15 protein-coding genes and 2 pseudogenes are annotated in these 13,273 nt (G+C 62.4%); 10 read left to right on the top strand and 7 right to left on the bottom strand.

Translation table 11 applies throughout. The features are described 5' to 3' along the window. The first annotated feature begins 22 nt into the window (after window positions 1-22). The 4 genes and pseudogenes from QP802_RS08790 to QP802_RS11205 all read left to right on the top strand — a co-directional run. Window positions 23-1,729 (top strand): DUF262 domain-containing protein, encoded by a 1,707-nt coding sequence (locus QP802_RS08790; RefSeq protein ID WP_284818388.1) that lies wholly within the window; start codon window positions 23-25, stop codon window positions 1,727-1,729. A gap of 21 nt (window positions 1,730-1,750) precedes the next feature. Next, entirely contained in the window at window positions 1,751-2,026 is a 276-nt protein-coding gene (locus QP802_RS08795; protein WP_284818390.1) for an acyl-CoA synthetase family protein, read from the top strand. Then, on the top strand, window positions 2,004-2,261 hold the full coding sequence (locus QP802_RS08800) for an AMP-binding enzyme (RefSeq protein ID WP_284818391.1): 258 nt from the start codon (window positions 2,004-2,006) through the stop codon (window positions 2,259-2,261). The genes QP802_RS08795 and QP802_RS08800 overlap by 23 nt, the downstream gene beginning before the upstream one ends. 39 nt (window positions 2,262-2,300) lie before the next feature. Next, window positions 2,301-2,636 (top strand): annotated as a pseudogene (locus tag QP802_RS11205) (ISL3 family transposase); the annotation flags it as partial. Here QP802_RS11205 and QP802_RS08810 read toward each other — a convergent pair. Next, on the bottom strand, window positions 2,636-2,980 hold the full coding sequence (locus QP802_RS08810; protein WP_284818394.1) for an iron chelate uptake ABC transporter family permease subunit: 345 nt from the start codon (window positions 2,978-2,980) through the stop codon (window positions 2,636-2,638). The pseudogene QP802_RS11205 and the gene QP802_RS08810 overlap by 1 nt on opposite strands. Before the next feature lie 283 nt (window positions 2,981-3,263). Further along, complete coding sequence (locus tag QP802_RS08815; protein WP_177221749.1) at window positions 3,264-3,401, bottom strand: hypothetical protein; 138 nt, start codon at window positions 3,399-3,401, stop codon at window positions 3,264-3,266. A 195-nt stretch (window positions 3,402-3,596) separates the two neighbouring features. Here QP802_RS08815 and QP802_RS08820 point away from each other — a divergent pair, with 195 nt between their 5' ends. Next, complete coding sequence (locus QP802_RS08820; protein ID WP_143110082.1) at window positions 3,597-4,355, top strand: hypothetical protein; 759 nt, start codon at window positions 3,597-3,599, stop codon at window positions 4,353-4,355. A gap of 177 nt (window positions 4,356-4,532) precedes the next feature. Continuing rightward, complete coding sequence (locus QP802_RS08825; protein ID WP_071569246.1) at window positions 4,533-4,910, top strand: PH domain-containing protein; 378 nt, start codon at window positions 4,533-4,535, stop codon at window positions 4,908-4,910. Between the two features lie 214 nt (window positions 4,911-5,124). Here QP802_RS08825 and QP802_RS08830 read toward each other — a convergent pair whose 3' ends face one another. The 4 genes and pseudogenes from QP802_RS08830 to QP802_RS08850 form a co-directional block, all read right to left on the bottom strand. After that, window positions 5,125-5,346, bottom strand: coding sequence for a hypothetical protein (locus QP802_RS08830; RefSeq protein ID WP_256060163.1), 222 nt, complete (start codon window positions 5,344-5,346; stop codon window positions 5,125-5,127). Beyond that, complete coding sequence (locus tag QP802_RS08835; protein ID WP_256060164.1) at window positions 5,318-5,566, bottom strand: hypothetical protein; 249 nt, start codon at window positions 5,564-5,566, stop codon at window positions 5,318-5,320. The genes QP802_RS08830 and QP802_RS08835 overlap by 29 nt, the downstream gene beginning before the upstream one ends. Before the next feature lie 257 nt (window positions 5,567-5,823). Further along, window positions 5,824-6,084: pseudogene (locus tag QP802_RS08840) on the bottom strand (FTR1 family protein); the annotation flags it as partial. Window positions 6,085-6,292: 208 nt separating this feature from the next. Then, window positions 6,293-7,444 carry a methyltransferase domain-containing protein gene (locus QP802_RS08850; protein WP_350338470.1) on the bottom strand — a complete coding sequence of 384 codons (1,152 nt, stop codon included), beginning with the start codon at window positions 7,442-7,444 and terminating at the stop codon, window positions 6,293-6,295. 195 nt (window positions 7,445-7,639) lie between these two features. On the opposite strand from QP802_RS08850, the gene QP802_RS08855 reads away from it, so the two are divergent. Beyond that, the gene (locus QP802_RS08855; protein WP_284818401.1) at window positions 7,640-7,894 is read left to right on the top strand and encodes a hypothetical protein; all 255 of its coding nucleotides are present in this window, start codon (window positions 7,640-7,642) and stop codon (window positions 7,892-7,894) included. Window positions 7,895-8,423: 529 nt separating this feature from the next. On the opposite strand, the gene QP802_RS08860 is transcribed toward QP802_RS08855, so the two are convergent. Then, window positions 8,424-9,128: a hypothetical protein gene (locus QP802_RS08860; protein WP_284818403.1), complete on the bottom strand. Its 705-nt coding sequence runs from the start codon at window positions 9,126-9,128 to the stop codon at window positions 8,424-8,426. Between the two features lie 350 nt (window positions 9,129-9,478). Between QP802_RS08860 and gdhA the strand changes: the two genes are divergently transcribed. From gdhA to argJ, 3 genes are all read left to right on the top strand, one after another. Beyond that, window positions 9,479-10,825 carry an NADP-specific glutamate dehydrogenase gene (gdhA, locus tag QP802_RS08865; RefSeq protein WP_256006258.1) on the top strand — a complete coding sequence of 449 codons (1,347 nt, stop codon included), beginning with the start codon at window positions 9,479-9,481 and terminating at the stop codon, window positions 10,823-10,825. Between the two features lie 164 nt (window positions 10,826-10,989). Next, on the top strand, window positions 10,990-12,045 hold the full coding sequence (gene argC / locus QP802_RS08870) for an N-acetyl-gamma-glutamyl-phosphate reductase (RefSeq protein ID WP_284818406.1): 1,056 nt from the start codon (window positions 10,990-10,992) through the stop codon (window positions 12,043-12,045). Window positions 12,046-12,108: 63 nt separating this feature from the next. Continuing rightward, window positions 12,109-13,269: a bifunctional glutamate N-acetyltransferase/amino-acid acetyltransferase ArgJ gene (gene argJ / locus QP802_RS08875; protein ID WP_284818407.1), complete on the top strand. Its 1,161-nt coding sequence runs from the start codon at window positions 12,109-12,111 to the stop codon at window positions 13,267-13,269. Window positions 13,270-13,273 lie beyond the last annotated feature (4 nt).

Raw genomic sequence — 13,273 nt, forward strand, 5'->3', positions numbered from 1 at the left:
ACTCAAGTTCAAGACTTAATCGATGAAGGGACACTTGGTGGCAGGAGAAACTAGAAGGCTAGAGGCTGCGGAGATCAACATCGGGAGGCTGTTGACCAGCGGCGACTTCGAGTTCGTCATTCCGGAGTACCAGCGTCCGTATGCGTGGGGTGCTGAGGAATCGCTCCAGCTGCTATCGGATCTGCTCGGTGCGCTGGAGCGGGACACCGATGAGCCGTATTTTCTCGGGTCGATTGTTCTCGTGAAGTCTCCGAACGTAGCTCGATCCGAGGTTATCGACGGGCAGCAGCGCATCACAACATTGACGTTGTTACTGTCGTTGCTTCGAGACCTCGTCGCCAACGATGACCTGCGCCGTTCCATTCACAATTTGATCGAGAAGCCTGCGGTGGAGTGGGATAACCAGCCCGCACGGCCACGTTTGAAGCTTCGTCCGCGCGACAACCAGTTCTTCTACGACTACGTGCAGACCGTGGGCAACACGGCGAAGCTCATTGAACTCAGCGACAACATTCCCGAGACTGACTCTCAGCGGGGTCTACGAGACAACGCGAAGGCGCTTCACGACGAGTTGGTGCAGCTCAGTGCAGAGCGGTTGAAGGACTTGTTTCGGCTCATCGCTGGACGGGCTTTCTTGGTAACGGTCTCGACGCCGGATTTGAACAGTGCCTACCGGATCTTCTCGGTGATGAATGCTCGGGGTCTACCGCTTTCTCCGCAGGACATTTTTAAGTCCCAGGTGATTGGCGCGATCGACGAGAATGAAAAGCAGCACTATGCCGATCGCTGGGAGCACTTGGAGGAAAGCCTTGGTCGAGACGAGTTCGGCGATCTCTTCCTGTATATCCGAGCAATCAAGGCTCGCAACCGTGGCGTGAAGAGCCTCCTACAAGAGTTTCCAGAGCAGGTTCTCAATACTTACCTGCCGGACAATGGAAGTGGCTTCATTCGGGAGGTACTCGAACCATATGCTCGCGCCGACATCCGGTTACTGGCACAGGATTTTCAGGGCGAGGACCCACACTGGGAGCAGGTAAATCACTGGCTCAAGCGACTCGATCAGCTCGACAACGATGACTGGCGTCCTCCGGCATTGTGGGCTCTGACTGAGCACGGTGAAAACCCAGAATTTCTTGTCGATTTCTTTACCAAGTTGGAGCGCTTGGCTGCGAGCATGTTGGTTCGCCGTGTCTACGCGACCCCACGCCAGTTGCGATACATGGAACTCCTCAAGCAGCTTGCTGATGGCTTCGGACTCGAGGCCCCGGCTTTTGAACTGACCGAAAGCGAACGAGCCGAGACACGAGACCGCATTGACGGGGAGATCTATCTCGCAACTCGTGTGCGTCGCTACGTGCTGTTACGGCTTGATTCCATCTTGGCGAAGGACCCGGGTGCATCCTATGACCACCGCATCATCACCGTTGAGCACGTTCTGCCGCAAAGCCCTGCTCAAGACAGCCAGTGGGTGCGTGACTTCACTGAGGAAGAAACAGCGACGTGGACACATAAGTTGGGTAACCTGTTGCTGTTGAATCGACGTGCGAACTCACGGGCGCAGAGCTTCGATTTCGACGTGAAGAAGGACAAGTACTTCACCTCGGGTAAAGGCGTGGCCGTGTTCGCTTTGACGACCCAGGTACTGGCGGAACCAGTGTGGACTCCCGAGGTCGTTGAGCGCCGCCAAGAGGAGCTGGTGGACCTGCTGGTCAAGGAGTGGCAACTCTAGCTGGGCGCTAACCTGAATGGTGTGTACCGAATTGTCGACCCTGAGGGCAATGATGTTGCCGAAGGTGAGGTCGGCGAAATGATCCTTCAGTCCGAATCGATGATGAAGGGTTACTGGAACAAGCCGGAAGAGACCACGAAGACTATCCGGGATGGCTGGCTGCACACTGGTGAACAGGTAAAACGTGGATCTGACGGATTCATGACGCTGGTCGACCGGATGAAGGACATGATCATCTCCGGTGGGAAGAACATCTATTCCGCCGAGGTGGAGAATGCTGTCTCTGGTCACCCCTGATGTTCTGGACGTGGCTGTTGTGGGTGATCTTCACGAGGTGTACGGGGAGACGGTTGTTGCGGTGATCGTGCCGACTGATCCGGAGAACCCGCCCACGCTGGAGTCGATTCGCGTACACGCCGCGCAGACGCTCTCGAAGTTCAATGCGGCTCTTCGCGTTTTGGAGTGTGTAGTTGACCGTAGAGCCTGGTTCGGGGTGGCGCAACATGTAGGGGTCCTGGCCGGTACAAGTTGAGAGTTACGACGCTTGCATCTGACCGAACCAGGACCGTACTTGCAGCCTAGTGGCAGCCTCGTCGCAGACACTATCTGCCGCGCGGCAGTAATCTGCTTGACGTTTACCGGAGCCGCCGACGCGGGCGCCTCCACTATCATCGACGCCGCCCCGGTTGCTGTCGACGGGCACTGCCCCGACTGCACCCACCCCGGGAAACTGCGTGATGACTCTGTCTGCTGACTGGTTGACCTGCCGGTGGTGGGGTTTCCCACCTGCCTGCACGTTCTTGTCCCCCGATTCACCTGCACCATTCAACAATGCCGGAGGACAATCTTCCAAGTTTCCCTTAACTGTGCCGATTACGGGGCCGAGCTCACTCACCGGGTTACCGGCTAGATCCTCCAGCGGCTGGCCATCGACGTCGCTCCGGTGACGATAGCCAGCACCGCGGCGGTGGCCGCGCCCGAGGACACGTCGGTGATGCCCGGTTCGGCCAACGGGTTGCGGAAGACCGCCTGCATGACCAACCCAGCAACGGCCAGGGAAGCGCCTACCAAACCGGCGACGACCACCCGCGGCAAACAGATGGTCCAAATTAGCGCGGTGCGGGCCTGGGTCGCGCCGGGCATGTCGACGCCGAGACGGTCGGCGATGGGCCCGAGTAGGGCGGCGGTCGCGTCGGACAGTGAGACGCTGACCGGGCCGAGGGAGATTCCCGCGAGGACCGTGACGAGCACCGCCGCGGTCAGGATGGCCCCGATAGTCGTCTACCGGGCCCGACATGCGATGGGGGTGGAAACGTTGACGGACACCCTGGAAACGTATCGAAAATAAAGTCTGGTTTCACATAGCTCTGGGGCGGGCCGCCGCCGCTAACTGGGCTTGTTCGCGTTCGGGTAGGCGTCCAGCCCAGGGAAGGCGGGCGTGTCGGGATGGGTGTCGCGGTAGCGGGGCAGGAGAACATGGCGTCGTACAGCTCCCTCTTGTCCTCCTCTTCGGCGGAATTGCGCACGATCAGCTTCATGATGAGGTCGCCGCGGCGTTCGCGCCAGCATCCAGAAGCGCCAGCGCCCGGTCGGCCCGGGCATCTGCGTCGCGGTCGGTCAGAGCGTCGAGTAGTTCGTCGTCGAGATTCAGATCACGGTGCACGGCTGTCATGGCCGCCACCTTTCCACCCCCGAAACGATCCCGCAGCCGAAACGGCCTCCGGGCTCATTGGTTCTCCGTGTCCTTGTACCCGTACGGCGACACCGCGTACACCGTCGCCGCCAGCGCCAACCGGGTGGCCTGTCCACGCCGGGCTCGATGCGCAGGCGGTAGCGGTACCTGGACAGGAAATAGGCGCAGAACCCCATGCTTTCCCTGCTTATCGACGCCACCGGCGGCCCCTCGCCGGCCTCCACGTGGATGGCGAGGTTGAGGCGGAACCACCGCCAGATCTCGGTAATGTGCGCCACCGGCGTGCCGTCAGGCAGGGCGGCGTCGCAATCGGCGCCGCCCATGCTGCGCGGGTCGGTGATGTGGAGCAGGTCGACGGGGCCGTCGGGGCCGGTGGTCTCGAGGACCATCACTCGGGGAATGAGGAACCCGGGTTCCTCCAGGCGCGGCCTGCGGTTGACGTGGCCGATGATGTCGCTGCCGGCGTCGCGGACGACCATGTCGGTGCTCGACGTCTGCTCGAAGGCGAGCTCGTCGAGTTCGAGGAAACCCGACCCGCCCGCGACGGTCCGGGGAGGGGGAGCAGCCGCAGCGGGCCGCAAGTCGGTTCACCCCGACGAGGCATGGGAGGGGGCTGGGCCGTTCTTCCCCGTGGTCGGCCCAGTAGCTCGACTCGGTGGCCTGCTCCCACAAACTGCGTTCGTCGGTCATGGCGGTTCCTCCAATTGGCCGTGGTGTGCTGCCGTGGCGTGCCGTTGCGTCGAATTTAGCCGAATTCTTCCGGCGGCGCCGCGTCCCCCGGGGCGCGAACTCGCCGGGCCACAGTCCCCAGTCTTACCGGTGGGAGCGGGCCGCGCTGGCCAATCAGATCGCCGGGCGGCTGCACCGCCAGTTCCAGTGGGGCGGGGCGCTGACCCAGGAGTAGCCCGCCCCACGTCGATCGGGCGCGGCTGATGTTCGAGCTGGTCGATCCGGGCCTGAGGCTGCTCACCCGGTTCATCGGGCCGCGGGCTGGCTGTGGGGTCGGGGACACGGAGGATTTCTATGCGTCGTGGTCGAACGGTGTGTTAGCATCGTTGACGCAGCGGGTATCGGTTTCCCGTGGCGTGCCCGCCCATCCGAAGGAGAGACATGACCGCCGAAATGACCCCCATCACCAGCTGGACCCTCATGCAGGAAATCCCGATTCCCCAGGACATCGGGCCGATCCTGGTTCAGGGCGAGCGTCCCATCACGGCGTACAAGACCTTCCGCGATTCCGCGATCTTCACCGATCGCCGATTAATCGTCCGCGATGCCCAGGGGCTGCGCGGCAAGAAGGTCGAGCTGTACTCGCTGCCGTATTCGTCGATCAACATGTGGTCGTCGGAGAACGCGGGCACCCTCGACTTCAATGCGGAGCTGGAGTTGTGGACCCGCGCCGGGCACATCAAGGTCAAGCTGGGCCGGGACATCGACATCCGTCGCCTCGATCAGCTGATCGCCCACGCGGTGTTCGGGCAGCTGTAAGCCCGGGCGCTCCCGCAGGTGCCGGTGGCCGATGGTCGGGGGCGAGTCGGTCCTCGGATGCTCGCCCGTGCTTTGCGACGGCCGTCGGTGAACCCTCGACACCGTATGCCCTAGGGGCATGATGTGTGGAGTTGAGCGGCGCGCCCCCGTTTTCCGACGGGTTGGGCGAGGCCACGACGATGATGATCGCCATCATCGACTCGCTGAAGGTGCTCTACACCCTACGCCCTACGTCCGCCGCTAGGCGAAGCGTTTGGCGTACCAGCCGATCAGCGCCACCGAATCGGGCGTGACCACCTGCCGGCGGGCGTCGATGCCCCTTCATCGCGCCGTCGGCGACGGTCGTGGCTTCCCACTCGGCGTCGGAGGTCACGTCCAGCTTGCGGTAGGCGCACGTTTCGCCGAGCTTAACGACGTCCTCGTTCGCCGTGGTCATGCAGGTCCGTCGCGATGACGGAATCGTCGCGGGCGATGAAGCGCTTGGCCAGTTCGAGGCCGAAGCCGGAGGCAGCGCCGGTAATCAGGACCGTGCGAGGACCCTGGGGAGTGGGGGAGCGGAAGAGTTTGCGGCTGATGTTCACCATTCGAACGTTAGCGACGCCGCGGCGACGGCGAGGGCCAATTCTCGACTGGCCTCCGCCGGATTTTCCGGTCACCTTCCTAGACACCTTCCTCCTCGCCATCGTGATCGAGTGGTGCCCGTGGTCAGGATTCGAACAAGCCCTGGCCCACGTAGCCGTCCTCGCCGATTCCCGGCGCGACGGGGAACATCGACGACGAGGTCGTCCTCAGGTACTCGATAAACATGTCGTCCCTGGCCATGTTCTGGTGCACCTTCGCGAAACGCTCCGGCGTCCGCCTCGGCTTCGAACTCCCGTTTGGGGCCGACGCCGATCCGCATCATCCAGAACACCATCCAGGTGACCATCGCCACGGCGATGAGCGACATGGTGCCGTCGATGACCTCCTGGGCCTCGAAGGAGAGTTTGGCGCGACCGAACGTGAACACGGCGCCGAGGATCAGGGAACCGATTACGGCGATGGCCACGCCCCACCAGATTTTCTGACGGACATCTTCCCGTCCTCGTTTGCGGACGTACGCCAGGAGAATGCCCACGATCAGGGCCGCCTCGAGGCCTTCGCGCAGGCCGATGAGGAAGGAAGCGAGGAACATGCGGTCGACCTTTCGGAGGAGGGCGGCGCTCCGGCAGGTAAATTACCGTCACCATCCCTCATGAACTTAGGTAAACCTTGCTACTAGACGGTTGGAATTCAAACCTGAATAGGTAAGTACAGGCTTGGTTACGGCCCAATTCGGGGTGTTCGGCGGGGCGGGTTCGCACCGTGTTCGACCATGCTTGCGCCAATGCCCATGTCGTCGCCTATGTCAGCATCGACAGCAGGAATACGGAATCCTCGTCGGCATCGACCCTGTGGGGAACCATCGACGGCAGATGTGCGACACGGCCCGGTGTTAGGGTTTCTGTCCGGTCGCCCACCGAGAAACGCACACGGCCTTCCATACACTGCACCAGAATCGGATGAGCGGCACGGTGGTCGGGCAGGGACTGGCCCGCCCGGAAGCGCATGGCGATCAGGTTCACGCCGTCCGCGGTCTGCAACCGCTGCACCGCCGGGCCGTCGCCGTCCACGGGTGAGGGTGCCGCCGCGATGACATCGTGGAAGCTCAGCGCGTCCGGATCGGCGGCCAGGTCGGCCTTCTGCTCCTCGTCGAGGAATTCGATCTCCCCACGGGTATCGCTCACGCGGGCCACGATGCCGATTGAGGCGAGAGAGTCGTCGTGTTTGGCGAATGTGTTGCGCATGCTCAGGACCCGTCGGCGCGCCGCCGGCTGCCTGATCGCGTTGACGACGATCCGCGCGACCCCGGCAGGGCCTTCGTCCTCGAGCATCTGGCTCGGCTTGAGCAGGCCCATCTCGCCGATGCGGACCTGTTCGACCTCGAAGCCGTGATCCTCGAGCAGCTGCCGCCATTCGGCGGGGGTGAGGGGACGGGCATTGACGCGAATCGCCTTCGACATGGCGACTCGGATCTCGTCCTTTGTCGATGTCGGGAGGTCGTCGGGGGTCAGTGCGAGTTCGTGGATCGCGTACCGGCCACCGGGCGCGAGGATGCGGCGGACCTCGTCGAGGATGGCATTCTTGCCCTTGTCTCCCTGCATGGTGAGCATCGCTTCGCCGATGACGACGTCCGCTGAATCGTCGTCGAGACCCGTCGACTGGGCCTTGCCCTTCACTACGCGACCCTGGCCGCTCACGACCTTGGCTGTGGTCTGTACGGCGGCTTCGTCTTCGTCGACTCCGACGTATCCGGACGGCAGTCGCTTCAGGATCTCCGCCGCCGTGATGCCCAGGCCCGGGGCCAGTTCGACGACCCGGGCGTCGGTGAGGCGGGACTGGTCGAGGATCCACTCTGTCATCTTCCGGCCTCCGGGGCGCAGCACCTTCTTTCCGAGCCTGGCCAATAGCCAATGTCCCTGGAGTTTATCGAAATCCCTGTCGCGGGCGGTCATGCTTAACTCCTTCGTAGAGTGTCGGTGGTGGCGGTGTCGTCGGAACGTCGCTGCCAATAATCCGAATATGAAATACCGATTACTAGGAAATAGCTTAGGCTAAGCTAAAGTTCTTGTCGAGAAGGCGGTGAAAAGCCAGATCAAGCCGTCGCAAAGCAGCTTTGCGACGGCCCGAAAGGGGAGTTGGTTCGAGAAATGCCCCGGTCAGCGGTCCTGCGGAGTTTGGTCGACGAGCTCGTCGGCGGCGGCCGCCCGGCGGTCGTCGCGGGGTCATCGTCGGGTCCCGCTCTGGCACCGGTTCGCTTGGCGATGGCCTCCGCCTTGGCGTCGCATCTGGTCACCACGGCGACGAAACGGCATGGGGAGTTGGGTGTGGACGGGGTCTGGTTAATGTCAGTCATCATCGTCGGCGGTACGCGCGGACACGAGGCCCCGCTATGTATCGACTGACCCGGGGAAGTCTGTGTCAGCGGTGCCATGCCCGGAGTGCCGGAGGAGATCTAGGGGATGGGACGGCGCCGGGCGCCGGTGCGGGCCGTGTACTTTGGAGGCAACGTCATGGATCGTGAGGAAATCACCCGCACCCTGCAGCTGACTCCGATTTCGTCTCTTGGATTTTCAAGGCAGAAAATTGCTCGAAAGCTTTAGAGCGGTATATAGTTCGAGCCAAGAGACACCCCCTCCAAGCTTATGCGTTGCAAGCTTAAATGCGAGGGGGGCTTTTGCATAGCAAATCAAATGGGGCAGTGACTTGATTTTAAATCTGAAAGAGTTGGCTTAAGGGACACTTGTGTGTAACTAGCCAAGTCCACCCCACCTTTTCTCATGCTTAAACTGGGGTTTTGAAGCGGGCGCCCCGACAGTGGCAGCTTTGCATTCGTCAGGAACTGCGCCTCGCTAATTGCGCGAAGATAAACAGCGGGCAAGCAGGGCACAAGGTCTAGCTGTCCCAGTCCACCGCCCAGGGATCCTCTTCTTCCTACTGCTCGATCAGCGCGTTGATCGGCTCTGTCAGATGTTGGTCGATCACCGTCCAGGCGGCTTCGTTCTGGTCCTGCAGGAAGATTCGTTTCATCTCCTCGCTGCTGCCAGGAAGAGTCTGGATGTCCTTTGCCCATCCCGCTAAACGCTGTGCTCTCCGGGTCCGCGACAACAGATCGACCTGTTGGTTCAGCTGCCGCCAAAGTTCCTCGACAGCCTGCGGGCTGTGGTCTTTGCCCAACGTTTTCAGTGCTTCCTCCACGGTAGTTTTCATCACTGCGTCGTTCAGTTCTGCTGGTGTGATCGCTGGTTTGTGGTAGCGCATCATTCCCACCAACCTCGTCGCGTCCCCTCCCGTCGCTTCCAAGGCTTTGATCACGAGCTGTCCCACTTGGTACTGAAGATGCTGAAACATCACCCGGTAGTACGCCTGATCTTTCTCCTCCTGCACGCCCGGTGTCTCGCACAATCGATTGAATACCCCGCGCTCCAACTGGGCGTGCTCGCTGTGAAGCTGTTTCAGAATCTTGTATGCGGTCGGCTCGTTCGCGTTCTCCGGATCGGTTATCTTCAGGTACTCCACGAGCAGAAAGATAGAGTCGCTGTCGCGATCGGTCATGGGAACGTCCCAGTCCACTCCTCTCAGGATGTCCGGCACTAGTCGTTTCGGGTAGCCGTGGAACCGCACTGTGGGCGTTGTCATGATTGGACTCCTTCGGTGTTGTTGGTGTTGCTGCAATGTAGCGAACGGGTCCGACATTTCGGCGGGCAGGCACGCGGGCAGCGCTGTATCGGTCGTGTTGTTGGCGCGTTTTGGCAGGTAGAGGCCGGGATACAGTGTCAATGTTGACGAAGGCGTGTTCGAGTGTGGTGTGCGGGGTGTGTGGAGAGGCGTCGAAAAGCAGCGAAGGGCAGGGGCGCAGAAAATGTGACCCATGTCCCAAAAATTCGGTGGATTTTTTCCTGCGACGCTTTTGCAATGAGGGAAAACTAACAGGGGTCCAGTCAATATAGTGCTCGCCACGGAAGGGGCGCCACGAAGAAAGGATTCACATGTCTATCGATCAACAGATCTCTGACTATTACGGCAAATTGCAGATGAGGAACGCGGGGGAACCAGAGTTCCACCAGGCGCTCGCGGAAGTGCTTGACTCCCTCAAGATCGTCCTCAATAAGGATCCTCACTACGCTGACTACGGCCTCATTGAGCGTCTCTGCGAGCCAGAGCGCCAACTTGTGTTCCGCGTCCCATGGGTCGATGACAACGGGCAAATCCAGGTCAACCGCGGCTTCCGCGTACAGTTCAACTCCGCACTCGGCCCATACAAGGGCGGGCTGCGCTTCCACCCGAGTGTGAACCTGGGCATCATCAAGTTCCTGGGCTTCGAGCAGATCTTCAAGAACTCCCTGACTGGCCTGCCAATCGGCGGTGCGAAAGGCGGCTCCGACTTCGACCCGAAAGGCAAGTCCGACGCCGAGATCATGCGGTTCTGCCAGTCCTTCATGACGGAGCTGCACACCCACATCGGCGAATACCGCGATGTGCCAGCCGGTGACATCGGCGTTGGCGCACGCGAGATCGGCTACCTCTTCGGCCAGTACCGCCGCCTGGAAAACAGCCACGAGTCCGGCGTGATCACCGGCAAGGGCCTGAAGTGGGGCGGCTCCCTCGTCCGCACCGAGGCAACCGGCTACGGCCTGGTCTACCTCGCCTCCGAGATGATGCAGACGCACGGCGAGTCCTTCGAAGGCTCCAAGGTTATCGTGTCCGGCTCTGGCAACGTGGCTATCTACGCTGCGGAGAAGGTGCAGCAGCTCGGCGGCGTGGTTGTGGCCATGTCGGACTCCTCCGGCTACGTCACCACCCCGAACGGTGTGGACATCGAACTGCTCAAGGACGTCAAGGAAGTGCGCCGTGGGCGTATCTCCACCTACGCGGCTGAGGCCGGGGAGGGCGTCGAGTACCACCGGGACGGCAACGTGTGGGAAGTCCAGGCGGATGTTGCCCTGCCGTGTGCCACCCAGAACGAGCTCGATGGTGACGACGCCAAACTCCTCGTGGACAACGGTGTCCGCTACGTCGCCGAGGGTGCCAACATGCCGTGCACCCCAGCGGCTGCCCACTACTTCCAGCAGAAGGGGATCGCGTTCGCGCCGGGCAAGGCCGCCAACGCAGGTGGCGTGGCCACCTCCGCGCTGGAGATGCAGCAGAACGCCTCGCGCGACTCCTGGTCTTTCGAATACACCGACCAGCGCCTGCACGAGATTATGTCGAACATCTTCAAGACGGTCGATTCGACCGCCAAGGAGTACGACATGGAAGGCGACTACGTGGCCGGCGCGAATATCGCGGGCTTCAAGAAGGTCGCTGACGCGATGCTGGCGCAGGGCGTCATCTAGGGATATATGAATATGCGTTGATGGCATAAAATACGCTCGGTTGCCCACTGCCGACACTGGCTTAAGGCCGGTTCGGTGGTGGGCAATTGTGTTTTCGGGGGTAGTGGGCGAAAAAGTTTTCTGAATAACATACAGCGCGCCGTATATCTGTTACGCTGCCGTGTATGTCAGAGCAAAAAGTGTTGAACGTAGCAGTCGCGGGCGCTACCGGGTACGCCGGCGGCGAGATCCTCCGCCTGCTACTCGGTCACCCGGCATACCTCGCGGGCGAGCTTGCAATCGGTGCGCTCACCGGAGCCTCCAACGCGGGCGCCTCGGTAGGGGAGCTCATGCCGCACCTGCCCGAGCTCGCCGACCGCGTCATCGAACCCACCACGGTAGAGGTGCTCGCGGGCCACGACGTCGTCTTCCTCGGCTTGCCACACGGGCACTCCGCGAAGATCGGCGCGGCGCTGCCGCCGGAGGTCACGGTCATCGACTGTGCTGCAGATTTCCGTCTGCGCAGCGCCGATGCCTGGCAGCACTACTACGGCTCCGAACACGCCGGGTCCTGGCCGTACGGCCTGCCGGAGCTGCCCGGCCACCGCGAGCAGATCGCAGCAGCCACGCGAATCGCGGTGCCCGGCTGCTTCCCGACGGGCGCTACGCTCGCGGCGTGGCCAGCGGTGGCATCCGGCCTGGTCGAGCCGGACCTGACTATCGTCTCCGTCACCGGCGTTTCCGGCGCAGGCAAGAAGGCGAGCGTTGCCATGCTGGGCGCGGAAACAATGGGTTCGCTGAAGGCCTACAGCGCTGGCGGCACCCACCGACACACCCCGGAGATCCAGCAGAACCTGCAAGAAGTCGCGCAGTCTCCGGTCGGCATCAGCTTCACGCCGGTGCTCGCACCGCTGCCGCGCGGCATCCTCACCACCGTGGTCGCACCCCTTGCCCAGGGCGTGGACGCTGCCGCTGTCCGCGCGGCGTACGAATCCGCCTACGCGGGCGAAGCCTTCGTCACCCTGCTCCCGGCAGGGCAGCAGCCGCAGACGCAGCACGTGGTCGGCTCAAACATGTGCCACGTGCAGGTAGCAGTCGACGAATCGGCCAAGAAGCTCGTGGTCACCAGTGCCATCGACAACCTCACCAAGGGCACCGGCGGCGGTGCCGTGCAGTGCATGAACCTTGCACTCGGCCTCGAAGAGACCGCGGGGCTCTCGCGAGCCGGGGTGGCTCCGTAACCGCCAGCCTCACCCCATCTCTACTTCTTCTTCTCGTATAGGACTGTAAAGGACATTTTCATCATGAGCACTACTGGTGTTACCGCCCCCAAGGGATTCAGCGCCGCAGCAATCTCGGCCGGCATCAAGGCATCCGGCAAGCCGGACATGGCCGTCGTGGTCAACGAAGGGCCAAAGAACGCGGCCGCAGCCGTGTTTACCCGCAACAAAGTCTTCGCAGCCCCGGTCAAGGTCAGCCGCGAAGTAATCAAGGGCGGCGCTATTTCCGCCGTCGTGTTTAACTCCGGCAACGCCAACGCCTGCACCGGCGCGCAGGGCGTCGAGGACGCCAAGGCGATGCAGCAGCTGACCGCCGAGGGTATCGGGGTGGACGCCTCGCAGATCGCGGTGTGCTCCACCGGCATCATTGGTGACCTGCTGCCGATGGACAAGATAGAGCACGGCATCGGGGTCGTTGTGAAACAGCTCGGCGACCATGGCGCGGACGCCGCCGTCGCCATCAAGACCACGGATACGGTGGCGAAGGAGGTCGTCGTCAATGGTGACGGGTGGACGCTCGGCGGAATGGGCAAGGGCGCTGGCATGATGGCGCCGTCGCTTGCCACGATGCTCGTGTGCATCACCACGGACGCGGACGTCGAGAGCCAAGCGCTGCAGGCCGCGCTCGACCGCGCCGTCGCCACCACCTTCAACACCCTCGATATCGACGGCTCCACCTCCACCAACGACACCGTCATCGCCATGGCCAGCGGCGCAAGCGGCATCACCCCGACGCAGGAAGACCTCGACGCCGCGATGCAGGACGCCTGCTCGCAGCTCGCCGCCATGATGCAGTCCGACGCCGAAGGCGTGACCAAGCGCGTGGCCATCACCGTCGAAGGCGCAGCCGACGACGCCCAGGCGCTCAACGCAGCCCGGACAATCGGGCGCGACAACCTAGTCAAGACCGCAATGTTCGGCTCCGACCCGAACTGGGGCCGCGTGCTCGCCGCCGTCGGCATGGCAGACGCCGAGATGGACGCCGAGAACATCTCCGTCACCTTCAACGGGCAGACCGTATGCGAGCAGTCGGCGGGCGCGCCGGGCGCGCGCGACGTGGACTTGAGCGGTGCGGACATCGAGGTCGTCGTCAACCTCGGCACCGGCGGGCAGGGCACCGCCACCGTGCGCACCACCGACCTGTCACACACCTACGTCGAAATCAACTCCGCATACAGCAGCTAGGAGG

Source organism: Corynebacterium sp. UMB10119B, assembly GCF_030228125.1.
Classification (GTDB): domain Bacteria; phylum Actinomycetota; class Actinomycetes; order Mycobacteriales; family Mycobacteriaceae; genus Corynebacterium; species Corynebacterium pseudogenitalium.